This window comes from Henriciella marina, from assembly GCF_027213945.1.
In the GTDB taxonomy this organism is placed as follows: domain Bacteria; phylum Pseudomonadota; class Alphaproteobacteria; order Caulobacterales; family Hyphomonadaceae; genus Henriciella; species Henriciella marina_A.
Genome location: NZ_JAPWGW010000001.1, coordinates 1,199,849 through 1,222,869, shown reverse-complemented (window position 1 = coordinate 1,222,869; position 23,021 = coordinate 1,199,849). Strand labels below are relative to the sequence as shown.

Below are 23,021 nucleotides of genomic sequence, written 5' to 3'. Positions count from 1 at the left end.
CGACTCGTACTGGAGACATCATGTCCCGTTCTTTCCGCCGCGCTGGCTTGCTGCTTGGCCTTGTTTCTGCAGGTTTTCTGGCAACGGCCTGCACCACTTACGACGCCTATGGCTATTATGATGACGGCTATTACAGCGACGGCTCCTACGGCGATGGTTACTATGACAGCGGGTATGGGACGGGCTATCTGAATGACGGGTATTACGGCGCCGGATATTATGGCGATGGCTATTATTATTCCGGCAGTTCGGTCGTCTATTCGCAATACGTTTATTATCCGACCCACACTGGCTGGCTGAACCGCCACAACAAGAATTACCACCACCGCGATGCCCGGCCCTCTCAGCGCGGCCACCGCGGGCAGGATGGCCGGCGCGGCGTGCCGCCTCGCTATCGCGATCAGCGCCCGGAGAATGTCCGCGATCAGCGTCCAGACCGCCCACGCTATAATCGTGACCGGGGGCGCGATGGCGACCGGGATCGTGGCCGGGACCGGGATCGGGACAGAGGCCGCGACCGCTACAACAATCGCGACCAACGCGGGGACGGTCGGAATGCAAACCGGGATCGCAACCGCGATAATCGCGCCAACCGCGGCGCCAACCGCGGCGAACAGTCCGGCACGCAGTATCAGCGCGGCTCACAGCGCGGTTTCAGGAACCGCAATGAGGGCGAACGAGGGAACAGATCGCGCGGCAATCGCGGGCAGCAAGGCGCGAATGTGAACAATAACCGCCACAAGGCCCGGGACGCTGCCCAGCAGGCGCGCCAGGAACGCCGCGTGTCGCGCCGGGAAGCCCTGCAGGAGCGTGACCGCGCCCGGCGGGCGCAGAACAATAATAATCAGTCAGATGACCAGCTGCGCGGTGGTAGCCCCGAACCGATCAGCCGGCGTGACCGTGATCGCGGCGTTGTCAGGCAGTAAGCTGGTAGATTTCGGCGCGAAGCTCAGGCAGGCCTCCGCCCTTCTCGGCTGAGGTCAGCCTTATGACCGGGTGAGCTGCAGGGCGCTTCCTGAGCGCTTCGGCCACCTTGGCGCGGACTGCTTCGGCCTCGGTTTTCTTGACCTTATCGCCCTTTGTGAGGACGATCTGATAGGTCACGGCCGCTGAATCCAGCATGTCCATCACCTCGTGGTCAGTATCCATAAGCCCACGACGGGAATCGACGAGCAGAAAGACGCGGCGAAGGTTCACCCGCCCTCGCAGATAGCGAAGCGTCAGACGCTGCCATTCCTGCGCCTGCGTGCGGGAAACCCTTGCATAGCCAAAGCCCGGCAGGTCAACGAGCCAGAGACGGCCTTCGCCGAGATCGAAATAGTTCAGCTCTCGCGTACGGCCTGGCTCAGACGAAGCGCGCGCTAGATTCTTGCGCCAGAGAAGCGCATTGATCAGACTGGACTTGCCGACATTGGAGCGGCCCGCAAAAGCGATCTCAGGCCGGTCAGCCTCGGGCAGCTGGGTGAGCGCGGCTGCACCGAGCAAGAATGTGCACGGGCCCGAGCAGAGCACGCGCCCAGCTTCAATTATCTCTTCGTCGAATTCTGGCGCGTCGCTCACGCATCTTCCTTTTTACGGCCGAGCAGACGGCCAATCAGCTTGTCGAGCTCGGTTTCCACGCCGTTCCGGCGCATGATGAAGTATTGCTGTACGAGGGACAGGACGTTCGACCAGACCCAGTACAGGACCAGACCGGCGGCAAAGCCCGCGAATACGAACATGAAGATGAGCGGCAGGAAGCGCATGATCATCTTTTGCGTCGGATCGGTCGGCGGCGGCGAAAGCGCCTGAATACCCGACATGGTGACACCGTAGAGGATCGGCAGGATGCCGATACCGATGACGAGGCCGATAATCGGAATGGCTTTTACGTCAGCCGCTGCCCATGGGAGCAGACCGAATAGGTTACCGATTGCGGTCGGGTCGGGCGCCGAAAGGTCGTTGATGTACAGGAAGGAGGCGTGACGCATCTCGATGGTGACGAAGAGCACCTTGTACAGCGCAAAGAAGACCGGGATCGTCAGAAGGATGGGGATACAGCCCGCAATCGGATTGGCTTTTTCACGCTGGTAAAGCTTCATCACTTCCTGCTGGCGGCGCTGCGGATCCTCTTTGAAGCGCTCCTGAATTTCCTTCATCGGCTCGGCGAGCTTCTTCATCTTCGCCATCGACTTGTAGGACTGATTGTACAGCGGCACGAGCGGCAGGCGGACGAGAACCGTCAGCGCCAGAATGGCGAGACCGAACGTGCCAACCATGCCTTCGAGCCAGCGCAGCAGCGAGAAGAGCGGCTTGGTAATGTAGTAGAGGATGTTGCCCCAGTCGATCGCATCTTCAAAACGCGGCACGCCGCCTTCCTGATAGGTGTCGAGGACAGCGAGTTCCTTGGCGCCTGCGAAGATGCGGTTCTCGGAGGTGACGGTCTCGCCCGGCTCAATGACGCGAGTTGCGCTTGCCACGGTGAGCTGCATGACAGGACCAGTCTCACGCGACAGGCGCTGATAACGGCCAGCGAATTCATATTGCTGCTCAGGGATGAGCGTGGTCATCCAGTACTTGTCAGTGAAACCGAGCCAGCCGCCTTCAGACGCACGGCGAACGCCGAGATCATCGGAGTCCTTCAGGCCCTTGCCCTTGTCCAAATTCTTGTAGTTGCGCCAGGTCAGGTTGTTATCGAACACGCCGATCAGGCCCATATGAGCCATGCCGCCCGTGTTCGAGCTGCCTGGATCAGTTGTTTCGAGGAATTCCTTCCACTGTCCCTGACGGCGAATGGAGCCGAGCGGTGCCAGCGTGCGCGCTTCCGAACCCGTATTCGTCACGCGATCGCTATAGGTGAACATGTAGTTTTCATCGACGCTGATCGTGCGCTCAATGGAGACGCCATTGCCTTCATAGGTCAGCGTCACCGGACTGCCTGTCGAGAGCGTCGGATTGCCCTGAACTTGCCATTCGGTAGCCGGGCCGGTGACGGGCTGATTGCCGTCAAACCAGTACCAGCTGGCGAAATAGCCATGGTCAAAATTCGTCGGCCGCAGGAGGCGCAGCTCATTGACGCGTTCAACCGTCGTATAGTGATCCTTGAGCTGCAGGTCGTCGAGGATCGCGCCGCGCAGGCGGATCGAGCCGTCGACACGCGCGGCGTCCAGGGTCAGACGCGTGTTCGCACTTAGGGCGTCTTCGACGGACTCAGCTGCGGCGACCGGTTCAATTGTGTCGCCTGCCTGCGGAACACCGGTCTCACGTTCGGCCTCTGCCTGCTCCTGCGCTTCGAGCCGGGCTTCTTCCTGCGGCTGCAGGACGAAAGTCTGGTAGCCAAAGACGAAAACCAGCATCAGCACGATCGCGATGATGAAATTGCGCTGGTCCTGCGGGTCCATACCCTGGTTCATGTCGTTAAAATCCGCCGGTATTCCATGATAACAAAGAGGGGTCAGGCCGGGCCCGACCCCGCATTCAAGGCTGCGCGGAGGCTTATCAGCGCGCTTTCCATATCGTCAAGCAAACGCTGCCAGCCAATCTCAGCGGTATCCATGCGCGCAATGAAGACATAGTCGGTGCGTGGGACACCATGGCGCGGCAGAAGTTCGCGCGCGGCAGACCGCAGCCTTCGCTTGGCGCGGTTTCGCACGACGGCATTCCCGATCTTCTTTGTCGCCGTGAAACCTTCGCCGACCGTGTCTTTTTCGGCCCGCGCGCCAGTGCGCTGGCGGGCCTGCACGACGACGCTTTTACGGCGCTCGCTGATCCCGCCGCGCACAAAAAGAAACTGAGGCCGAACGGTGAGCCGCTCGACCTCAGGAAATTTGTCTTCGACTGTCGTCATAGCAGCGCTCCAGACGCAGGAGCGGCGCAGGCAGCCTAGGCTGACAGGCGCTTGCGGCCCTTGGCGCGGCGGCGCGAAAGCACCTTGCGGCCGTTCTTGGTGGCCATGCGGGACCGGAAACCGTGACGGCGGGCGCGCTTAAGACGCGAAGGCTGGAAAGTACGTTTCATGGGCGTCGAGCCTCAATCAAGTGTTGACCGAATTCGGAAACCGCGGCTGATACAGGCAGCTCCGGCGCAGGTCAAGGCGGTGTTGCCAGTCTTTCTAAAGCTTTCACCGCTGCGAATGGCACATGCAGCGCTGCTGTCGGCAGTTCACGCCCGTGTGATGTGCCGGGACTGGAGTGTGACGTGTCAGGCATCGCCACGAAGCTTATATGCCAGACTATGAAACTTGCAGTCCATACTTTCTGCCGCACAGCTGTGACCCTGACAGGGGTGATCGTAGCCATGACGGCTTTTACCGCGTCCGCGCAAAGCGCGATTACTCATGAAAGCTGGGGCGACATCCTCGAAGCCTATGTTTCGCCAGGCCCTGACGGTGTAAATCTCGTCGACTATGGCGCGCTAGAGGCCAATGCCGATGACCGTGAAAAACTGGACGCCTATATCGCCCTGTTCAATGGGGCCGATATTGCCGCGATGGAGCGCGATGCGCAATTTGCGGCCTGGTCCAACCTCTATAACGCGGTGACCGTCCGCTACATCGTCGAGAAATATCCGACGGACACGATCAAGCCCTGGTATTCGACCGGCCCGTGGAAAAGCATCAAGGTCCGCGCAGGTCATGAGCTCATATCACTTCACGGGATCGAGCATGATGTGTTGCGCAAACAGTGGAGCGATGACCCGCGACTTCACTATGCCATCAATTGCGCGTCCTATAGCTGCCCGGACCTTCGCGCGACGCCATGGGTCGCCGAGACGCTGGACGAAGATCTCGATGACGCCGCCCGCGCATATGTGAACCATCCGCGCGGCGTGCGCGTCGATGACGACAGCATCAATGTCTCATCCATCTATAAGTGGTTCGAGGAAGATTTTGGCGGCTCTGAAGCGGCCGTCATCGACCACCTTCTCCAATATGCCGACGCCGACCTCGCAAAACAGATAGCTGCCCGGCGCAAGATCGACGACTATGATTATGACTGGTCGCTCAATGATGCGACGAAATAAGCCTGCCTCACACCTTGATACCCAGCTGAAAGCCCACTGCCATGTCTGAAGAGAACACCAAGACCGGGACGTCCATCTGGGTCCGCCTCTGGCCGATCTATGTGATTGTCGCCGGCCTGATCGCCGCATGGGCGTTCGGCCTGTTCGACTATCTCTCCATCGAGACGCTGCAACGCCAGAATGCGAGCATGCAGGCCTTTGTTGACGATAACATCGTGCTCGCCGTAGCCGCCTATGTTGTGATCTACGCGCTGGCGACGGCATTCATGTTGCCGGGCGCACTCTGGATCACGATTGCGGGCGGCCTGCTCTTCGGCCTGTTCGGCGGGAGCGCCGCCACAGTCGTCGGTGCGACGCTAGGCGCGAGCGCGCTTTTCCTCGCGGCAAAGACATCGATCGGCAAGACGCTGCAGGAAAAGGCGGGCGGCTTCGTCAAGCGAATGGAGAAAGGCTTTCAGGAGGACGCACTCTCTTACATGTTTGCGCTGCGACTCCTGCCGCTTGTGCCCTTTCCTGTTGCGAATGTCGCCCCTGCCCTGCTGGGCGCGAAATTTCGTGATTATGTCCTGACCACGGCGCTCGGCATTGTCCCCGGCGTCATTGCATATACGTGGATCGGGGCGAGCCTTGGCGCGACGTTCGATCAGGGTGAGACCAACTCGCTGCTGGATGCGGTGGCCAATTTTGCGCCGGCTTTCCTAGCGTTGGCCGTCGTGGCGCTACTGCCAGTGGCCTATAAGAAGATTTTCCGTCGCAAGGCGGCCCAGATTGAGGAAGCTGCCCAATGAATGATGACGCGACCGCCAAGCAGAATGTCCGCGCGCCGATCCCGGGCGAGCAGGATCCTGACAAAGTGAATACCGAGCCTGCGCCCCATTCGGTGGGCGCTGCGCCCCACCGCAACCTTAAGGCCGACCTCGTTATCATCGGGGCTGGCTCGGGCGGCCTCTCAGCGGCAGCGGGCGCAGCAATGCTCGGGCTGAAGGTCGTCCTGTTCGAGAAAGGTGAGATGGGCGGAGACTGCCTCAATTCAGGCTGCGTGCCGTCAAAGGCACTGATCTCTGCCGCGAAATACGCCGCGTCCGCGCGCGAAGGCGTCGCCTATGGCGTTGTCACAGGCACGCCGGTTACGGACTGGCAAAAGGTGCAGGCACACATCCGCTCTGCCATCGACACGATTGCGCCCGTCGACAGCCAGGAGCGGTTCGAGGGCCTCGGTGTTACGGTTATCCGCGAACATGCCAAGTTTTCAGGTCCAAATACGATCAATTCGCCCAGCGTGACGGTTAAGGCGCGCCGCATCGTCATCGCGACAGGCTCCCGTGCCTTCATTCCGCCCGTGCCGGGCCTTGCGACCGTCAACTACCTCACCAATGAGACCATCTTCGATGTCGAAAAGCTGCCGCTGCACCTGATCATTCTTGGCGGCGGGCCTATTGGAATGGAAATGGCGCAGGCTTTCCGCCGCCTCGGGTCTGAGGTCACGGTCGTTGAGATGGGCCGCGTGCTTGCCTCGTCCGATGAAGATCATGCCAAGGTCGCGGCAGATACGCTGCGGGATGAAGGCGTGACGCTGCTGGAGGGCTATGAGGCCGCCAGCGTCAGCGAGAGCGACGGCACGATTGTGCTGGAAGCTGAAGGGCCGGACGGCAAGAAAATCCTGCGCGGCAGCCACCTTCTTGTCGCGGCGGGGCGCCAGCCCGTGCTCGACGGTCTCGATCTGGAGGCAGGCGATGTCGATTATGACAAGCGCGGCATCAAGGTGAGCCAAAAGCTGCGCTCGATTTCCAACAAGCGGGTCTGGGCGCTGGGCGATGTCGCCGGGTTTGGCCAGTTCACCCACCTTGCCGGCTGGCACGCGTCGGTGCTGGTGCGCCGGGCTTTCTTTAAGCAGGGCTCGCGCGCTGACAGTCTGCCACTGCCAGCGGTGACGTATACCTCGCCTGAGGTCGCGCAGGTCGGGATGACCGAGGCCGCCGCGCGTGAGGAATATGGCGACAAGGTCGAGACGTCCGTCTTTGCCTTCGAGGAGAATGACCGCGCCATTGCCGAGGGCAAGACCAAGGGCGAATGCAAGCTCGTCATCCATAAGGGCAAGCTGGTCGGCGCATCGATTGTTGGTGAAGGTGCGGGCGATATCATCCAGCTCGTCGGCTATGCGATATCGAACGGGATGAAGCTGACGTCGCTCACCAATTTTATCTCGCCCTACCCGACACGGACAGAAGTGGTGAAGCGTGCGGCGAGCGCGCATTTCTCCGGCGCGGTGTTCGGGCGGCCGGCGCGCCTTCTTGTCAACTTGCTTCAACGCATCGCCTAGCTTACTTGCCTGCGCGTGCCGTTACGTAATCCTGATGAGATGCGGGCAAACCGCCGCGGGCTGTTCGACAGCCTGAGCGTACGGCTATTCCTGGTTACGATTGGCGTCATCCTGCTGATCGAATTCATCATCTTCCTGCCGAGCGCCGCCAACTACCGTGAAAGCTGGTTGAATGAGCGCGTGCAGGCGGCCCGGATCGCGGCGCTGTCGCTGGAGGCCGCGCCGAGCCGCATGGTGTCCGAAGAGCTATCGAACGACTTGTTGCGGCGCGCCGAGGTCCTGGCCGTGGCTGAGCTGAGCGAGGATATGCGTGAGCAGATCCTGCCGCCTTCCATGCCGCTCGAAGGGCCGATGAAAGAAATCGACATGATGGCCGAGAGCTATTTCGGCGAGATTGGAGAGACGCTGGAAACCCTGACTGCACCGGATGGGCGCATGCTGGTTATCCGGGGCATGGGCTCTGGCGAGGGGCGCGTCCTGGAGGTCATCCTGCCGGAAGCGCCGCTGAAACAGGGGCTGACGGCCTATGCGGGGCGGATCCTGATCGTGTCCCTCATCGTCTCGATCACGGCCGCGATGCTGATCTATTTGCTGCTGATCGCGCTCGTCGTGCGTCCGATCCAGCGGGTGACGCAGGCGGTCATCCAGTTCAGGCAGGACCCGGGTAGCTGGACGAGGCGGCTGGGGCCGACCTCACGGCGCGATGAGATTGGCCGCGCGCAGAACGCCCTGGCTGACATGGAAGAGGCGGTGTCTGACAGTTTCCGCCAGCGCGAACGACTTGCCCAGCTTGGCGAAGCGGTGGCGAAGATCAATCATGACCTCCGCAACACGCTGGCAACGGCGCAGCTTGCGTCTGATGCCCTTTCCACGTCTGACGACCCACGGGTTCAACGCGCGGTTCCGCGCCTTGAGCGGGCGCTGGAGCGGGCCATTGGCCTTGCGAGCGATACGCTGCGCTATGGACGCTCCTCGACGCCTGTCGCGCGGCTGCAAATGGTGAGGCTCGCCGAGACAATGAGCGAAGCGGCCATGGAAGGGGTTGGCGATAGCGACCAGGTTAGCTTCGCCAATGAGATCGGCGCCGGCATGACCGGCTATGGCGACCCGGATCACCTCTACCGAATCGCAGCGAATCTGATCCGCAATGCGGCCGAAGCCATGGACGAAACCGGAGGGACAATCACCGTGTCCGGCGATCCGTCATATATCGATTTTGCAGATACCGGCCCCGGCCTGCCAAAGCGCGCGCAGGAGAATTTGTTCAAGCCGTTTGCGGCATCTTCCAGGCGCGATGGAACCGGGCTTGGCCTCTCGCTCTCGCGCGACCTTGCCCGCGCCATGGGCGGGGAGCTGTCTCTGGTCGAAACCACTGAGGCGGGCACACGGTTCAGGCTGACCCTTCCCGCAGCCCCACCTGCCAAATAGCTCAGTCTAGCGCGAGGGCGACGCCTTCGCGGCGCGGGTCCGCCCCACCGTCCAGGACGTCGCCGCGCACGATGATGACGTGAAGACCGGAATTCTCGCCTGTCCGCTCTTCAACGGCGTATCCTGCCGCCGACAGCGTATCGGCCCAGTCCTGTCCGCGCTCCACATCAATCTCGACGCCCACCGATGGACCGCGGGCGATCACGTTCGGAAGGTTGATCGCTTCCTGCGCAGAGAGGCCCCAGTCGAGCACACCAATGATGGTCTTCGAGACATAGGCCACGATGGAATTGCCGCCCGGCGACCCGGTGACCATGAAGAGGTCGCCGTCCTTGTCGAACACCATGGTCGGGGACATGGACGAACGCGGGCGCTTGCCAGCGGCTGGCGCATTCGCCACTGGCAGGCTGTTGATCGTCGGCTGGCGCGAGAAGTCCGTCAGCTCATTGTTGAGCAGATAGCCATTCACCATACGCGAATTGCCAAAGGCAGACTCGACGGTTGCGGTCATCGAAACCGCGTTGCCCTGCTTGTCGATGATGGAGATGTGCGTGGTGCCAGGCGTCTCATCGGTGAGGTCCCTGCCCCACATATCGATAATGGAGCCGCGACCGAGAACCTCTCCCGGGTCGCCCGGCTGCGGGTTTTCATCCGGCGCATAGACGTCGCCGACGCGGGCATCGAGATAGCGCGGATCGATCAGGTCAGACGTTGGCACCTGAGCATAGTCGGCGTCGGCGACGTAATGGTCGCGATCTGCATAGGCGAGGCGCTGCGCGTCGACCCATGCGGCCAGCTTGTCATCGCTATAGCCGGGGCTACTGCCCTCAGTGATCCGCTCATAAAGGCCCCAGATCATGTTCTGGGTAACGGCGCCGGAGCTTGGCGGCGGCGCAGAGCAGATGCGCATTGTTTCATGATCACCGCAGACGGCCGGGCGCAGCTTCACCTCATAAGAAGATATGTCGTCCAGCGTCATCGAACCGGGAAGCGGCTCCTGTCCAAGCACATCTACAATGGCTTGAGCATTGTCACCTTCATAGAAGGCCGACGGACCACTCGCAGCTAAAGACTGGAGCAGGTCAGCATAGGCTGGGTTGTCGCGCACCGTTCCGACGGTCAGTGGCTCACCTTCCGGAAAGAAATAGGCGCTCGCATTGGCGTCTTCATCGAGACGCACAGCGCCGCGCAAACGCTCATTGGCGAGCAGGCCAGCAAGACGTGGGGAAACCTCGAATCCCTCACGCGCAAGATTGATGGCTGGCTGGAAGAGCGAAGCCCAGTCTGCCTCGCCTTCGGCCTCATGCGCGGCTTTGTAGAGCGCGATCATGCCGGGCACGCCAGCCGAGCGGCCCGACTGCCAGGCCGACACATAGTCGAGCACTTCGCCGTCGATCACGAACAGGTTTTCGTCGGCGGCCTGAGGCGCGGTTTCACGCCCGTCGAATACGGTGAGCGCATCATCGTCATAGTCGTAATAGACCATGAAGGCGCCGCCGCCGATGCCGGAGCTTTGCGGCTCGACGAGACCGAGTACAGCATGAACGGCAATAGCGGCATCGATGGCCGTGCCACCTTCACGCAGGATTTTGAGGCCCGCTTCTACGGCGCGGGGATCCGCCGCCGCCACCATGGCGCCCTTGTCCCAGATCCTGGGCGCGGGCGCCTGCTCTGTCTCTTCAAGTGTCGGTCGGTCAGGGACGCTGGTTCCAGACTGTGGCTGACACGCAGCAAGCGCGACCAGTACAAACGCTGGACAGAGCAAGGTGGAAGGTTTCATCAGGACTCCTCTTCGGTGTCCCCTTCAGCGGTTTCACCGGTCATGGCATCATTCATCCGATAAGGCGTTTCGTCCGGCGTATCCATAGTCACATCTGGCATCGCGGCGCGCACTTCACCCAGATTTGAATTGATGCAATTATCAAGCTCTTCCTGCGTGGCCTCTCCATCGGCGCCTGCGCGCTCGATGCACTGGCTGAGGTTCGGGACTTCCGTCGGATAAGTCTGGGCTTCCTGCGCGGCTGCCGAAAATCCAGCTGCTGCGAGGGCCGTGAATGCGATGGCGAATTTGAATTTCATGTCCTGCTCCCCTGACATGTTAAGACCTTACCCATTGGGGCGGCGGGCGCAAATGAAGCTTTTGTACCCGGCTGCCCCGGTCGCAAGCAGGTTTCGTGCCGCGGGCCGAGTGAGTGGCTGGCTTGTTGTGTCAGTGGTCTGCCAGCTTTAGGTATCAGGTTGAAGCAAACTCCTGTCCCAGCGCGGGACGGGCAAAACCTGGAGCAGCTTGCCATGTCCCGGCCCGGCCCGAAAAACCTCATCACCGACGTTCCAGGCATCGAGGTTGGCAATGCTGAAAACAGGGATGTGCTAACCGGCACAACTGTCATTGTTGCAGATGACCCCGCGACGGCCGCTTGTGCGGTCGCAGGCGGCGGGCCCGGTACGCGTGAGACGGATCTCTTGCGCGCCGATACAATGGTTGAGCAGGTGGATGCCGTCGTCCTGTCAGGCGGCAGCGCCTATGGTCTGGCATCTGCAGATGGTGTGACCGCCAAGCTTGGCGCGATGGGACGCGGCTACGGGCTGAAAGACCTTCCGGGCGTGCCTAGGACACCCATTGTTCCTGCGGCCATTCTCTACGACCTCGCCAATGGCGGAGATAAGGGGTGGGGCGAGCAGCCGCCTTATCGCATGCTCGGCGAGGAAGCTTTCGAAAACCGGGCGAAATCCTTCCCGCTCGGCAATGTTGGCTGCGGTCTTGGCGCCAATGCAGGCGCCCATGCAGGCGGACTTGGCTCCGCATCGCTTCGCACTGCCGATGGCATCACCATTGGCGCAGTTGCTGGTGTGAACTGCTTCGGGTCGGTCTTCATGCCGGGCACAAGCTGCTTCTGGGCCTGGCCGTATGAGCAGAATGGTGAGTTCGGCAATCATCGCCCCGGCGAAAGCTATAACGGTGACCCGGAAGAATGGGGCGACGCGAAGATGAATCCGCAGCCCGGGCAGAATACGACAATTGCCTGTATCGCAACCGATGCCGCCCTCACCCCGGCGCAGGCGCATCGGGTTGCCCAGATGGCATTGTCCGGCTTCTCGCGCGCAATCAGGCCAGTGTTCGCTCCCTTTGATGGCGACGCGCTATTTGTCCTGTCGACAGGCAGGATCCCGCTGGAAGAACCCTCTCCCATCTCTCTGACACGTATCGGAGAGCTGGCTGCATCCACGCTCGCAAGGGCGATTGCACGGGGCGTGTATGAGGCAGATCAGTAGACTGCAGCATAAGCGCTTGCATCGCGCGCGCGGCGCCGCTATGTGTCCGCCCTCTCAACGGAGCACCCGTAGCTCAGCTGGATAGAGCACCAGACTACGAATCTGGGGGTCAGAGGTTCGAATCCTCTCGGGTGTGCCATTTCCTTCCGAAAACTTAGCTGCCAGAGCCCGACTTTTCGTCGGTCAACACCTGTCATTACGGCCAGACCTGATGAGTCAAAGCTAGACTTCGTCACCCGGTGTCACCTGACTGATGACGTGGCGAATGGTCATGAAAAGCCTGACGACTGTTGCTGTAAGTAATGCGCACACGAACACGGTGAGCGCAAAGACCACTTCATACATGAGGCGGTACCAGCCGTCTGGCATCTGGTCGAACTCCCCGACAGGAAGCACCAGCATGAGGAGGAGGATGACGGCGCCGACGAGACTGATCGTTGATAGCCAGGCGACCTGGGAAATACTTCGGTAAACGTCAGAATCGAAGTCGGTCTTCGTCTGGTTGGTGAGCCCCAGCAGCGTCAGCATGAGGGCGAGCGTCGTGGCAGATGCGCCCGCGATAGCTGACCCGAGGTACAAACCCGTCTGCGTCAGCGACTGGATCAGATTGGTCGCCTCAGCCTCGCTATAGACGTTCCCGATCGCGAATCTTGCACCTATCCCGATAAGGATGATCAGCCCTGTCGTCAGAATTACTGCGAGATGCTTCATGTCAGTTGAGTTCCATCAGCCACTGGCAATCTTAATGCGGAAGCATTGAGAAGCGTTCCGCAAGGCAGGCAGGTGGGCAACCACGCGGTGGGCCTACGCGTTCAATGAACCGTGACGACATGCCTGCTGACATTTGAAGATATCTGGCCGGACGGCCTTCCTGAAAGTGATGCGCTGATTGCGCAACTTCGTGAGCGCGTGCACCGCGACGGCATCTGCGCGGAAGACTTTCGCCTGCTTGCCGAGCGCGGTGGTGAGGCATTCCAGCTGGTGTTTGGCGAAAACGTGCTGGTCAAGATCGAGTTTGACGTCGCCCGCATTGGCGAGCATTCGCATCTCGTGCACGTTGCCGAAGCGGGCCGCCGGCCAGAAGTCATTACCGCCTATCCCGAAGATGGCGAGTTACGTGTCCTCGGCCCCATGGGTTGGGGGGAATGCCCGCATTCCCCGATGAGGCAACCGCGCGGAACGCAGCGTGTCGGTGTCATTGCACGGGACTTTGATCAGGAACGCTGGCTCAAGATTGCCGTGCTCGCGCGCGCCATTGATGAAGCGCGGTTGAACTACAATTTCCTGTTCCAGAACTCCAACTCTGTCGTCGCGACCCTCGCCCATGCCGCCGAGACGGGGTTCGTGGACTTGCCCGGCGGCGGGTTCAACCTTGGCTCCGGCAATCTGCTATATGATGAGTTATCGGGCGGACGGCAGGTGCCGCGCTTCCTCGTGCGGGGCGGCATGTCCTATTCGGCGGGCGCCGAGAGCCCGGTGCCCGATACGCTGCCGCAATCAGCCAATACAGAGGGGTAGCGGGAACGCCGCCTTCGCAAGTCCGTTGTTTTGCCAATAGACAAGCAAGGAGAAGACCATGTCAGAACAGACATCCCTCGACACTTTCAGGCAAGCATTCGCCGACTTTTCCGACAAGACGACGAGCGTCTACGTTCCACGCCCTGCCGTAGAAGTGGGCGGTGAGAAATGGCGTATCCTGCGCAAGAATGTCATCGACGCGGTTGAAAAGCATGCCCCGGACGCGGCCTTCATCAAGGAACGGCTCGAGAATTTTGAACTCGCCGACTTCCGCGCCAACGGGATCGCGCTTTTCGAGGACAAGCAGAACCGCCGAATGGCCCACCTCAATTCACGTCCGGTCGCTTCGATCACTGTAGGTGAGCATCCCTTCATCCTGCCGCTGCTGGCCGATTATCAAAGCCGCAAGACGCATTGGGTCCTGTTCGTGACCAAGGATGAGCCGAGGCTGTTCCTTTACCAGGGTGGCAACGTCAAGGACATGACCGATCGTCTGGACGCACCGAAATACCGGTCAGTTGAGGCGCGCCGCCACGTTCAGGATGATGTCTTCTTCCATTCAGGTTCGCGCGGGTCGGCCCGTAACAGCGATGGCCGCTCCGTCTACCATGCCCTCGGCACCGGCCAGGATGAGGAGCGGGACAAGACGGACGGCGCCTTCTACGAAGAGATCGCGAATGCCGTCGATGACGCCCTGCCCCCGCAGACTGAGACGCTGCATCTGATTGGCGAAGAAGGCACTGTCGGGCACTTTGCCAAGGTGATGGCACCCGGTCGTTTCGATCTCGTACAGCATCACGCTGGTGGTGCGGACGCTGTCGAACAGCACATCAAGGAGGCGTTCAGCGACGAGCCTGTAGGCGACGGGCGGCTACCGGAAGGCAAGAGCCTGCCAGACCTGCAGGACGCGGCCAAGGCAGGACAGCTCGGCACACTCTACTTGCCGCTGGAAAGCGCTCTGCTCGAAGAGATGCACGACCAGGCCGATGAGCACCTGAAGTTCCGCGAATTTGGGCATGATAGCCAGGAAGCCGAGCAGAACCGGACGACCGTACTCGCGCTCGAAAACGGCGCCGAGATCAGCTGGTATGCTGCGCACGACCACGATGCCGTAGCGGAGATACGCGCCGACCTTCGCTGGTAGTCCGCGCTCATATCATCCAGTTGCGCCGCGTCAGCCCTTGGACAGAGGGCTGACGCGCGCTAATGTGTTCTGAAGAGACTGGAGAGATAGCCGCCCATGTTCCTCAACTTCTTCAACGAACTTCGTTCCGCCAAGATTCCTGTCACGCTGAAGGAGTATCTTCTCCTGCTCGAGGCGATGGACAATGACGTGATCGAAATGGAGGTCGAGGACTTCTACTATCTCTCTCGGGCCGCGCTCGTGAAGGATGAGCGCAATCTCGACAAGTTCGACCGCGTCTTCTCCCACGTCTTCAAGGGCCTCGACACGATGCAGGACGCCGTCGACGTTCAGGACCTGCCGGAAGAGTGGCTGCGCAAGATGTCGGAGAAATTCCTCACCAAGGAGGAGATGGACGAGATCGAGGCTATGGGCGGCTTTGAAAAACTCATGGAGACGCTGAAAGAGCGCCTCGAAGAGCAGAAGAAGCGCCATGAAGGCGGCAATAAATGGATCGGCACGGGCGGCACCTCGCCCTTTGGCGCCAATGGCTATAATCCGGAAGGCGTCCGCATCGGGCAGGAAAAGTCCCGTCACCGCCGCGCCGTCAAGGTCTGGGACAAGCGCGAATTCAAGAATTACGACGACAGCGTCGAGATCGGCACGCGCAATATCAAAATCGCGATGAAGCGCCTGCGCAAATGGGCGCGCGATGGCGCGAATGAAGAACTCGACCTCGACAATACGATCCGCAAAACGGCCAAACAGGGCTATCTCGATATCGAGATGCGCCCGGAAAAGCGCAATACCGTTTCGGTCCTGCTGCTCATGGATGTCGGCGGCTCCATGGACCCGCATGTCCGCGTCATGGAAGAGCTGTTTTCGGCAGCCCGTTCAGAGATCAAGAACCTCGACTACTACTACTTCCACAATTGCATCTATGAGGGGCTCTGGAAGGATAATCGCCGCCGGATGAATGAGCGTATCCCGACCTGGGACGTGCTCCACAAATACCCATCCGACTACAAGGTCATCGTTGTCGGCGACGCCACGATGAGCCCCTACGAAATCACCTATGCTGGCGGCTCGGTCGAGCACTGGAACGAGGAGGCCGGCGGCCTCTGGATCCAGCGTTTCGTGGAGCAGTTCCCGAACTTTGTCTGGCTGAACCCGGTCAAGGCCGGGGCATGGGACTATACCGGCTCCATCAAGCTGATTAACGAGCTGATCGGCCCCGGCCGCATGTTCGAGATGACCCTGCAGGGTCTCGAAGACGCAATGAAGGAGCTGAGCCGGTAGCTCATTGTCCGCCGATGTAAATCAAAATCGCCCGCATAGTTCGACTTCGCTCACCATGCGGGCTTTTTTTATCTTTTCGAAATTCTGATTGGTGAGCGAAGTCGAACCATCGGCGCTCGCAGCGCCTTTACAGCCCTAACGGCAACCCTTCTAAATCTCATAAAACAAGAAACAGTGAGGAGACGCGCCCATGCCACGTATCAAGGTCAATGGCATCGAGATCGAATATCGCGAGATCGGCAACCCGGATGATCCGATGCTGCTGCTTGTCTCGGGCTTTTCCACGCAGATGATTTCCTGGCCGGAGAGCTATCTTGAAGGACTGGCTGCTGCAGGGCGCCGCGTTATTATCTTTGACAATCGCGATATCGGCCTCTCGACCGAGTTCACCAATAAGATCCCACCCGCCCCGGGCGACATCATCAAGGGGCTTTCCGAGGGCAAGGATATGTCGACGGAGGTGCCTTACCTTATCGACGATATGGCCGCCGATGCGGCCGCGCTGATCACCGCGCTGGGCGCGGACAAGGCCGATGTCATGGGCAATTCGATGGGAGGCATGATCGTACAGCTGATCGCGCTCAATCACCCTGAAAAGGTGCGCACGCTCATCCCTGTGATGACGACGTCTGGCGAGCCTTCCCTGCCGCGCTCAACCCCGGAGGCCCAGAAGGCGCTCACGGCCCAGCCGGAAATGCGCACCGCCGATGCGGTGGCAGAAATCTCCGTCGCTTCGCGCCGCGTCATCGGGTCTGCCGACGGCGTCCGCAACAGCGATGAAGAAACCGCAGAGAGCGCCCGCGCGAGCTTCAACCGCTCAGACCGGCCCATGGGTGTTGCCCGTCAGTATGCCGCGATCCTCGCCCAGCCGCGCTGGCATGAGCGCCTGTCCACGATCAGCGTGCCGACGCTGGTCCTGCATGGCGCCATCGACCCGCTCATCCTGCCAGCTTGCGGCGAAGACATCGCCAAGCGGGTGCCGGGCGCAAAGCTCGAAATCATCGACAAGTGGGGCCATGACATGCCGAAGGCGATGGTCCAGCCGCTACTGGACAAGATCGTCCCCTTCCTGAAAGCGAATGAACCGGGCTAGGCTCCTACCAGCCGCCACCACCGCCGCCGCCGCCACCGCCGCCGGAAAAGCCTCCGCCTCCAGAGCCCGATGAGGACGAACTTTGCGGCATGGAGGCCGCGACCGCTGCTGCGACATTCGCGGTGACCGCCTTGTTGAGACTGGCGAGAGAGCCGCGCCCCATATGAGCGGCGCTCCAGCCGGGATTATAGTCAGCTGCTTCCTGCGGCAGGACGGACTCAAAATGCTTGGTCCAGGGTTTTTCCACACCGAGCGCGATGGCGTACGGCAGGAAGGTTTCGTACCGGTCCTTCGTCATCGGCGGCGGGCGGTCGCCGCCAACTTCAGCCGCGTTGAGCTGGAGCTTTTCTGCGGTTTCCATGTAAAGCCTGAAGCCCTTGATCTTGGTGCGAACATCTTCGCCCTTCTGGGTGGCGGCAGGCATCAGATACATGAAAAGCCCGTTCATGGCCGCGATGGCAATGACGAGGCCCGTTAGCCAGTTATTCCAGCTCGTCGCGTGAACGATCGCAAATATGATGGCGATGGCAGACAGCGCAATCGCCACGAACGTGTAGCCGAGATTCCAGCGGAAATAGTCCGAGCCGAACTTCTCTGACACCTTCTTGCGGAAGGCCTGATAGGCAGCGGTGAAGCCCTTGTCATAGCTCTTGCCGAGCGTCACGGGTGCGCTGCCAGAAAAGAGCTTGCGGTACAGCGTCCACTCTTCGGCAGGCAGGCGCGGGGCCGTAGACGTCGGCTTGGGTGTAAGCACGGTGTTCTTCTTGTCCTCAGCATCGATATCTAGCCTGCCCTTGATACCAAGGTTCACCAACGTCGAGATGAGCGCGTCATGATCGTTGAAGCCGCGGTGATAAATGTGGTGGCAGGCGGCAGGTGAATATCCAGCAGGCGGCTCATAGAGCGCGAAGACCGGACCGCGCGCCGGATCCCGCCCGACACGGTTCCAGGATCGGTAGAGGAATACGAAAACCCCGATGAGCGAGGCCAGAAGAACGGCGAGTGAGCCATGCCGCTGCCACCAGAGCGCGCGCTTGTCGCCTGCAGACGGCGGATCAATGACGCCTTTTTCAATGCTGAGCGAAACAGTAAGTCCTTCGCGCCGGGCCAGCGGCGCCGTCGTCTCAAACACATAGTCACTGCCCATGCGCTCAAACCGGTAGGCGCTGCCGTCGGCACCCTGCGCGCCGGTATAGCCAGATTGCGCCACGTAGCTGCCACCTTCAGGAAGCGAGATGCGCGCGCTCGCTTTGCGGATCGGGAATTCCCAATAGCTGCCCGTGACGTTCCAGTACAGCTCGTCATAATCGTCGAAATAGCGGACCTGGTTTTTGACGCGGTAGCTGATCTCATAGACATGTTCACCCACGCTGAGACGCCGGTCCGGGTCGCCGATGCGGATGCGATAGGCATTGCCCTCGGTTGACGTCTCGTACGGCTCATCATCGCCGCCGCGCTCAACCGACAGGATATCATAATCGTAGCGCAGCCGGTCGCCATTGTTCTCAAAATAGCGCGGGAGTTCGCGGAAGATGCCGCGCTGGATCTGGTCGCCCTCGGCCGTGATATTTATCGCCTCTGTGACGATGATGTCGCCATTCTGCTGAACGTCGATGTCCACATCAAAACGGTTGATGACCTCTTCAGCGGCTGCCGGGAAAACCGCCGCCACAAGCAGACCGAGAAGGGCCAGGACGCGGATCATCACGATTGGCCTCCGAAATCGACCTCCGGCAGCGCCCTGTCTGCGGTCTCGATCTCGAAATAGGCGGCCTGATGGAAACCGAACGGGCCAGCAATAAGGCTACCCGGGAAGGTCTCGACGGCGGTGTTCAATTCACGCACCGCCCCGTTGTAGAAGCGGCGCGCCATTTCGATCTTGTTCTCGGTATCGGAGACGTCGTCCTGCAGATCCTTGAAATTGGCACTGGCCTTGAGCTCTGGATAGTCTTCGCCGAGCGCGAGCAGTTTGCCAATCGGCCGCGAAAGCGCGCTTTCCGCAGCGCCCCGGGCCGCCGCATCATCCCCAGCCTCGCGGGCCTGATTGCGCTTTTCCACCACCTCTTCGAACAGCTGGCGCTCATGGCTGGCATAGCCGCGAACCGTAGCAACGAGCGACGGGATCAAGTCAGCGCGGCGCTTCAGCTGGACGTCGATATCAGCCCAGCCATTGTTCACCATCTGACGCTTGGCCACGAGATTGTTGTAGAGGATGATCGCGGTCACAACGAGCAGGACCAGAACGCCGATCAGGACGAAAAGCGCAGCCATGATGGCTCCTCTTCTTACAAAGCCTGCGGCGACTATCAGGCATACCGGCCTCTCTGTTAAGGCCTTTATTGGCCTGCCGCGCCTGCGATTGATGCAGGCAGGCACGGCTTCGCCATTCAGCCTCCCGCTCGGTTGACAGCACTGCATGGCAGGCGCACCCAAAGTGCAGCCGACAAGAGGAATGGACATGAAAAACGCGCTGATCGCCCTTCTTGGCTCAACCATGCTCGCTGCGCCTGCTTTTGCGCAGGACGCCGAGGCGGGGTCGGAAAACCCAGCTTCGCAAGCTACATATGGGGGCCAGTCTGGCCCAGACATGTCGCTTGAGGCGATGACGCCTGAGGATGAAGCGGTGAATGTCGGCCTTTCGGGGCAGGACCCGGCCAATATTGCGCGCTACCTGCTCGCGAGCGGCGCAGGCAGCGTTTCCATCTCTCCGGATGGCGAAATGCTCGCCTTTCGCTGGGATGTGACGGGCCAGCCACAACTCTGGAGACTGCCCGTCAGCGGCGGCCAGCCACAGCAGCTGACCTTCGGCAATGGCATTACTTTTTTCTCGTGGTCGCCGGATAGCGAGACGCTGATCTATGGCGCCGACAATGATGGCAATGAGCAGGAGTCCTATTATCGCATCGCCGCCGACGGTTCATCCGAAGCCCTTGTCCTTGCCGCAGTCGAAGGCGGCTTCCGCTCCTTCGGTGATTTTGGCGCCGATGGCGAGAGGATTGCCTTCGCCTCAACCGAGCGCAACGGCCAAGACTTCGACATCTACACCGCTGACCTTTCCACCGGAGAGACCACCCGCCTCTATGAAGGCACGTTCGGCTTTTTCGCGCATGACATCTCGCCGGATGGCACAAGGCTGATCGTCAGCGAAACGGTGGGGGAGGATTCCGACAATCTTTACTTGCTCGACATTGAAAGCCGCGAGATCACGACGCTCGCCAAGCCTGATCCGCGCGCCAATCATACGAATGGCGGTTTTGCCTGGCTGCCGGATTCGTCGGGCTTCTATTTCGCCTCCAATGAGGACAGCGAATTTTCAGCCATCACCCGCTATGACGTCGCTTCGGGTGAGATGAGTGTAGTGAAGGAAGCAGATTACGATCTCGGCGGGATCAAGCTATGCGGTGAGGCCGGCTCGTACATGGTTTACACCGAGAATGTGGATGGCTTCGATACGCTGCACATCGATCAGAATGGAAAGAGCGCAAGTCTCGATCTGAGCTTCCTGCCAGAAGGCCAGTATCAGGCGAGCTGTTCTATGGAGAGCTCGACGCTCGCCATCCGGGCGAGCGGCTGGCGCACGCCGGGCGATGTCTATGTGATGGACCTGGAGACAGGCGAACACAGCCGAGTTTTTGCTTCCAACTATGCTGGCCTCGACCCGAACCGCCTCATACGCCCTGAAAGCGTGCGCATGATGGCGCGCGACGGCGTGGAGCTTCAAGGCCTGCTCTACCTGCCGGATGAAAGCTCACGTACTGAGGATGGGCCGCCGCCGGTCATTTTCTTCGTGCATGGCGGGCCCACCGGCCAGTCGGTCGCAAGCTTTGACCCGGTCGTGCAATACCATCTCGACCGGGGCCTTGCCGTCTTTGAACCAAATGTGCGCGGCTCCACCGGTTTCGGGCGGACTTATGTTACGCTGGATGACCAGAAGAAGCGCCGCGACAGCGTCCGCGACCTGATCGATATGCTGGCCGCGCTGGAAGAAGACGGCCGCGTTGATACGAGCCGTGCGGCCGTGGTGGGCGGCTCCTATGGCGGCTATATGGTGAACGCTGTTTTAGCGCTCTATCCGGACGCATTCGATGCGGGCGCGTCGCTGTTCGGTGTCGGCAACTGGGTGACCGCGCTTCAGGTCGCTTCGCCCGGCCTAAAGGCATCCGACCGGATCGAGTATGGCGATATCCGCGAGCAGGAATGGGTCGACTATTACACTGAGAATTCGCCCGTCACCCTCGCCGACCAGATCAAGGTGCCAGTGCTATATTCGCACGGCGTCCAAGACCCGCGTATCGACATCTACGAGACAGAGATCATGGTAAAAACGCTGCGCGAGAATGGCATCGAGACGCCCTATGTCCGCATCCCGGATGAGGGCCATGGCTGGCGCAAGCTGAAGAACCAGCTCTTCTATTTCCGCCGCCAGGCTGAATTCCTCGAAGAGCAGCTGATGGGAGATACCGACGCCGAGTAAGCGCTTTCCTTGCTGAATGCTCTGGTCACGCGTCCCGGTTTCAGGCATCGGGGCGCGTGATGGCCTTTCCGCTCCGCCTTTTTCTTGTCACGGCACTCGCCATGACGGCGTTTGCCGCGAACTCGGTGCTGGCGCGCCTTGCCATGGCGACCGGCGAGGCAGGGCCGTGGAGCTTTACGCTGATCCGCCTTGTCTCAGGCGCGGTTGTGCTGGCGCTGATCGTCTCGCCCCGGCGGGCAATCACATCTGGCAGCTGGGCGTCAGGGGCAGCTCTCCTTCTTTACGCGGCGGCGTTCTCCCTCGCCTATCTGACGCTTGCGACAGGGACGGGCGCGCTCATCCTGTTCGCCATCGTCCAGATCACCATGATCGGCTGGGGCATCCTGCAAGGCGAACGTCTGGCGGCCGCGCGCTGGGCAGGACTGGCGCTGGCGCTTGGCGGGCTGGTCTGGCTCCTCCTGCCCGGCCTTGAAGCCCCGCCCCTGATCGGCGCGCTGCTTATGGGCGCAGCAGGCATTGGCTGGGGCATCTATTCACTGCGCGGACGCGGCGCGGACCAGCCGACCGTGCTGACGGCGGGAAATTTCGCGCGCGCTTCCGTGCTGGCCATCGTGATTGCAGGCCCGGCACTGCTTCTCAGCGGCGAAGCCGCGCCAAGCATCGAAGGCATCGTCTACGCCCTCGCATCTGGCGCGATCACATCGGCGCTCGGCTATGCAATCTGGTACGCCGCGTTGCGCGATCTTAGCGCCAGCCTTGCCGCCATCGCACAACTGACCGTGCCAGCCATCGCCGCCATTGGCGGCATGGTTTTCCTGAGCGAGCCGCTGACCTTGCGCTTTGTGATCGCTACCGGCCTCATCCTTGGCGGCGTCGCGCTGGCGAGCTTTGCTCGCCGCCGATCACCGAACTGATCAACCCGCGTCTCCTTCGTTCCTCTCGACGCCCAGCCAGTCCTCTCGGAAGCGTTTCTCTGCGACTGACAGCTCTTCATCGCCCGCTTCCTTGCGGGTGACCTTGAGCGCCGGGTCTTCAGCAAGGGTGACCGAGACAGTGCCGTCCCCGGTGCGGGAGACGTAAGCGACGTCAACAGTGTCGCCAGGCTCATGGCGTGAGAGCGCCGTGTCCACGTCCCCGGTCGAGTTGATGTCAAAACGACCGATCCGGGCAATCTCATCCCCGCGGTCCAGCCCGGCCTCATAGAGCGGCGTGCGGCGCACCGTGTTGGACGCGATCTTCACGACGGGGCCATCCGCCTCGAAGCTACCGCCGATCCAGGCCTTGCCGGGATTGGCAGGCCCAAGCTCAAGCCCTGCCTGCGCGAGGAGCGGGCCATAATCCGGCAAGGCGCCTGTTTCGATATAGTTCGCGAAAAAGTCTCCCGCGAAGGCCTCGTCTCCCGTCACCTCAGCCAGCGTGACCTTCAGGTCTTCATGCGTGTAGGGCGTCTCGTTCTTTCCGAATTTTTGCCAGAGGCGGCGCATGTAATCAT

22 protein-coding genes and 1 tRNA gene are annotated in these 23,021 nt (G+C 60.9%); 13 read left to right on the top strand and 10 right to left on the bottom strand.

The genetic code is table 11. From position 1 onward, the window contains the following. Positions 1 to 20 precede the first annotated feature (20 nt). Positions 21 to 926 (top strand): hypothetical protein, encoded by a 906-nt coding sequence (locus tag O4G74_RS06265; protein WP_269401777.1) that lies wholly within the window; start codon positions 21 to 23, stop codon positions 924 to 926. Here the strand turns inward: O4G74_RS06265 and yihA are convergent. From yihA to rpmH, 4 genes are read right to left on the bottom strand one after another with little or no spacing between them, the layout of a single operon-like run. Further along, entirely contained in the window at positions 916 to 1,560 is a 645-nt protein-coding gene (gene yihA, locus O4G74_RS06260) for a ribosome biogenesis GTP-binding protein YihA/YsxC (protein ID WP_269401776.1), read from the bottom strand. The genes O4G74_RS06265 and yihA overlap by 11 nt on opposite strands. Next, the gene (gene yidC / locus O4G74_RS06255) at positions 1,557 to 3,392 is read right to left on the bottom strand and encodes a membrane protein insertase YidC (protein WP_269401775.1); all 1,836 of its coding nucleotides are present in this window, start codon (positions 3,390 to 3,392) and stop codon (positions 1,557 to 1,559) included. Before yidC ends, yihA begins: the two co-directional genes overlap by 4 nt. 41 nt (positions 3,393 to 3,433) lie before the next feature. Then, positions 3,434 to 3,826: a ribonuclease P protein component gene (rnpA, locus tag O4G74_RS06250; protein ID WP_269401774.1), complete on the bottom strand. Its 393-nt coding sequence runs from the start codon at positions 3,824 to 3,826 to the stop codon at positions 3,434 to 3,436. A gap of 35 nt (positions 3,827 to 3,861) precedes the next feature. Beyond that, entirely contained in the window at positions 3,862 to 3,996 is a 135-nt protein-coding gene (gene rpmH / locus O4G74_RS06245) for a 50S ribosomal protein L34 (protein WP_119454919.1), read from the bottom strand. 216 nt (positions 3,997 to 4,212) lie between these two features. Between rpmH and O4G74_RS06240 the strand changes: the two genes are divergently transcribed. From O4G74_RS06240 to O4G74_RS06225, 4 genes are read left to right on the top strand one after another with little or no spacing between them, the layout of a single operon-like run. Next, positions 4,213 to 5,001, top strand: a complete 789-nt coding sequence (locus O4G74_RS06240; RefSeq protein ID WP_269401773.1) for a DUF547 domain-containing protein — start codon at positions 4,213 to 4,215, stop codon at positions 4,999 to 5,001. Positions 5,002 to 5,042: 41 nt separating this feature from the next. Further along, positions 5,043 to 5,789, top strand: a complete 747-nt coding sequence (locus tag O4G74_RS06235) for a TVP38/TMEM64 family protein (protein WP_269401772.1) — start codon at positions 5,043 to 5,045, stop codon at positions 5,787 to 5,789. Further along, positions 5,786 to 7,321 carry a dihydrolipoyl dehydrogenase family protein gene (locus O4G74_RS06230; RefSeq protein ID WP_269401771.1) on the top strand — a complete coding sequence of 512 codons (1,536 nt, stop codon included), beginning with the start codon at positions 5,786 to 5,788 and terminating at the stop codon, positions 7,319 to 7,321. The genes O4G74_RS06235 and O4G74_RS06230 overlap by 4 nt, the downstream gene beginning before the upstream one ends. 15 nt (positions 7,322 to 7,336) lie before the next feature. Then, the gene (locus O4G74_RS06225; RefSeq protein WP_269401770.1) at positions 7,337 to 8,749 is read left to right on the top strand and encodes a sensor histidine kinase; all 1,413 of its coding nucleotides are present in this window, start codon (positions 7,337 to 7,339) and stop codon (positions 8,747 to 8,749) included. 1 nt (position 8,750) lies between these two features. Here O4G74_RS06225 and O4G74_RS06220 read toward each other — a convergent pair whose 3' ends face one another. Continuing rightward, positions 8,751 to 10,529 carry a gamma-glutamyltransferase family protein gene (locus O4G74_RS06220; protein ID WP_269401769.1) on the bottom strand — a complete coding sequence of 593 codons (1,779 nt, stop codon included), beginning with the start codon at positions 10,527 to 10,529 and terminating at the stop codon, positions 8,751 to 8,753. Next, positions 10,529 to 10,828, bottom strand: coding sequence for a hypothetical protein (locus tag O4G74_RS06215; RefSeq protein WP_119378694.1), 300 nt, complete (start codon positions 10,826 to 10,828; stop codon positions 10,529 to 10,531). Before O4G74_RS06215 ends, O4G74_RS06220 begins: the two co-directional genes overlap by 1 nt. A gap of 213 nt (positions 10,829 to 11,041) precedes the next feature. Here O4G74_RS06215 and O4G74_RS06210 point away from each other — a divergent pair, with 213 nt between their 5' ends. Next, the gene (locus O4G74_RS06210; protein WP_269401768.1) at positions 11,042 to 12,022 is read left to right on the top strand and encodes a P1 family peptidase; all 981 of its coding nucleotides are present in this window, start codon (positions 11,042 to 11,044) and stop codon (positions 12,020 to 12,022) included. Positions 12,023 to 12,084: 62 nt separating this feature from the next. Next, positions 12,085 to 12,161: transfer RNA gene (locus tag O4G74_RS06205), tRNA-Arg, on the top strand. Positions 12,162 to 12,244: 83 nt separating this feature from the next. On the opposite strand, the gene O4G74_RS06200 is transcribed toward O4G74_RS06205, so the two are convergent. Next, positions 12,245 to 12,733: a hypothetical protein gene (locus O4G74_RS06200; protein ID WP_269401767.1), complete on the bottom strand. Its 489-nt coding sequence runs from the start codon at positions 12,731 to 12,733 to the stop codon at positions 12,245 to 12,247. Positions 12,734 to 12,844: 111 nt separating this feature from the next. Here O4G74_RS06200 and O4G74_RS06195 point away from each other — a divergent pair, with 111 nt between their 5' ends. The 4 genes from O4G74_RS06195 (at position 12,845) to O4G74_RS06180 (ending at position 17,055) form a co-directional block, all read left to right on the top strand. Next, on the top strand, positions 12,845 to 13,540 hold the full coding sequence (locus O4G74_RS06195) for a hypothetical protein (RefSeq protein WP_269401766.1): 696 nt from the start codon (positions 12,845 to 12,847) through the stop codon (positions 13,538 to 13,540). Positions 13,541 to 13,598: 58 nt separating this feature from the next. Continuing rightward, positions 13,599 to 14,684, top strand: a complete 1,086-nt coding sequence (locus O4G74_RS06190; RefSeq protein WP_269401765.1) for a hypothetical protein — start codon at positions 13,599 to 13,601, stop codon at positions 14,682 to 14,684. Between the two features lie 96 nt (positions 14,685 to 14,780). Next, complete coding sequence (locus O4G74_RS06185) at positions 14,781 to 15,962, top strand: vWA domain-containing protein (protein WP_269401764.1); 1,182 nt, start codon at positions 14,781 to 14,783, stop codon at positions 15,960 to 15,962. 190 nt (positions 15,963 to 16,152) lie between these two features. After that, a complete protein-coding gene (locus tag O4G74_RS06180) occupies positions 16,153 to 17,055 on the top strand; it encodes an alpha/beta fold hydrolase (protein ID WP_269401763.1) in 903 nt (300 codons plus the stop codon). Between the two features lie 4 nt (positions 17,056 to 17,059). On the opposite strand, the gene O4G74_RS06175 is transcribed toward O4G74_RS06180, so the two are convergent. Beyond that, complete coding sequence (locus O4G74_RS06175; protein WP_269401822.1) at positions 17,060 to 18,760, bottom strand: DUF2207 domain-containing protein; 1,701 nt, start codon at positions 18,758 to 18,760, stop codon at positions 17,060 to 17,062. Next, complete coding sequence (locus O4G74_RS06170; RefSeq protein ID WP_269401762.1) at positions 18,760 to 19,326, bottom strand: LemA family protein; 567 nt, start codon at positions 19,324 to 19,326, stop codon at positions 18,760 to 18,762. Before O4G74_RS06170 ends, O4G74_RS06175 begins: the two co-directional genes overlap by 1 nt. A gap of 181 nt (positions 19,327 to 19,507) precedes the next feature. On the opposite strand from O4G74_RS06170, the gene O4G74_RS06165 reads away from it, so the two are divergent. After that, entirely contained in the window at positions 19,508 to 21,529 is a 2,022-nt protein-coding gene (locus O4G74_RS06165) for a S9 family peptidase (RefSeq protein WP_269401761.1), read from the top strand. 59 nt (positions 21,530 to 21,588) lie between these two features. Further along, a complete protein-coding gene (locus tag O4G74_RS06160; protein WP_269401760.1) occupies positions 21,589 to 22,443 on the top strand; it encodes a DMT family transporter in 855 nt (284 codons plus the stop codon). On the opposite strand, the gene O4G74_RS06155 is transcribed toward O4G74_RS06160, so the two are convergent. Next, a complete protein-coding gene (locus O4G74_RS06155) occupies positions 22,444 to 23,013 on the bottom strand; it encodes a PDZ domain-containing protein (protein ID WP_269401821.1) in 570 nt (189 codons plus the stop codon). Positions 23,014 to 23,021: the final 8 nt, after the last annotated feature.

Excerpts from the sequence above, each read along its gene's own strand:
- O4G74_RS06175 (WP_269401822.1), bottom strand. The coding sequence starts at position 18,760 with ATGATCCGCGTCCTGGCCCTTCTCGGTCTGCTTGTGGCGGCGGTTTTC.
- O4G74_RS06170 (WP_269401762.1), bottom strand. The coding sequence starts at position 19,326 with ATGGCTGCGCTTTTCGTCCTGATCGGCGTTCTGGTCCTGCTCGTTGTG.
- O4G74_RS06160 (WP_269401760.1), top strand. The coding sequence starts at position 21,589 with ATGGCCTTTCCGCTCCGCCTTTTTCTTGTCACGGCACTCGCCATGACG.
- O4G74_RS06215 (WP_119378694.1), bottom strand. The coding sequence starts at position 10,828 with ATGAAATTCAAATTCGCCATCGCATTCACGGCCCTCGCAGCAGCTGGA.
- O4G74_RS06180 (WP_269401763.1), top strand. The coding sequence starts at position 16,153 with ATGCCACGTATCAAGGTCAATGGCATCGAGATCGAATATCGCGAGATC.
- O4G74_RS06190 (WP_269401765.1), top strand. The coding sequence starts at position 13,599 with ATGTCAGAACAGACATCCCTCGACACTTTCAGGCAAGCATTCGCCGAC.
- rpmH (WP_119454919.1), bottom strand. The coding sequence starts at position 3,996 with ATGAAACGTACTTTCCAGCCTTCGCGTCTTAAGCGCGCCCGCCGTCAC.
- O4G74_RS06200 (WP_269401767.1), bottom strand. The coding sequence starts at position 12,733 with ATGAAGCATCTCGCAGTAATTCTGACGACAGGGCTGATCATCCTTATC.
- O4G74_RS06265 (WP_269401777.1), top strand. The coding sequence starts at position 21 with ATGTCCCGTTCTTTCCGCCGCGCTGGCTTGCTGCTTGGCCTTGTTTCT.
- O4G74_RS06185 (WP_269401764.1), top strand. The coding sequence starts at position 14,781 with ATGTTCCTCAACTTCTTCAACGAACTTCGTTCCGCCAAGATTCCTGTC.
- O4G74_RS06165 (WP_269401761.1), top strand. The coding sequence starts at position 19,508 with ATGGACATGAAAAACGCGCTGATCGCCCTTCTTGGCTCAACCATGCTC.
- rnpA (WP_269401774.1), bottom strand. The coding sequence starts at position 3,826 with ATGACGACAGTCGAAGACAAATTTCCTGAGGTCGAGCGGCTCACCGTT.
- O4G74_RS06230 (WP_269401771.1), top strand. The coding sequence starts at position 5,786 with ATGAATGATGACGCGACCGCCAAGCAGAATGTCCGCGCGCCGATCCCG.
- O4G74_RS06240 (WP_269401773.1), top strand. The coding sequence starts at position 4,213 with ATGAAACTTGCAGTCCATACTTTCTGCCGCACAGCTGTGACCCTGACA.
- O4G74_RS06220 (WP_269401769.1), bottom strand. The coding sequence starts at position 10,529 with ATGAAACCTTCCACCTTGCTCTGTCCAGCGTTTGTACTGGTCGCGCTT.
- O4G74_RS06235 (WP_269401772.1), top strand. The coding sequence starts at position 5,043 with ATGTCTGAAGAGAACACCAAGACCGGGACGTCCATCTGGGTCCGCCTC.
- yidC (WP_269401775.1), bottom strand. The coding sequence starts at position 3,392 with ATGAACCAGGGTATGGACCCGCAGGACCAGCGCAATTTCATCATCGCG.
- O4G74_RS06210 (WP_269401768.1), top strand. The coding sequence starts at position 11,042 with ATGTCCCGGCCCGGCCCGAAAAACCTCATCACCGACGTTCCAGGCATC.
- O4G74_RS06155 (WP_269401821.1), bottom strand. The coding sequence starts at position 23,013 with ATGCGCCGCCTCTGGCAAAAATTCGGAAAGAACGAGACGCCCTACACG.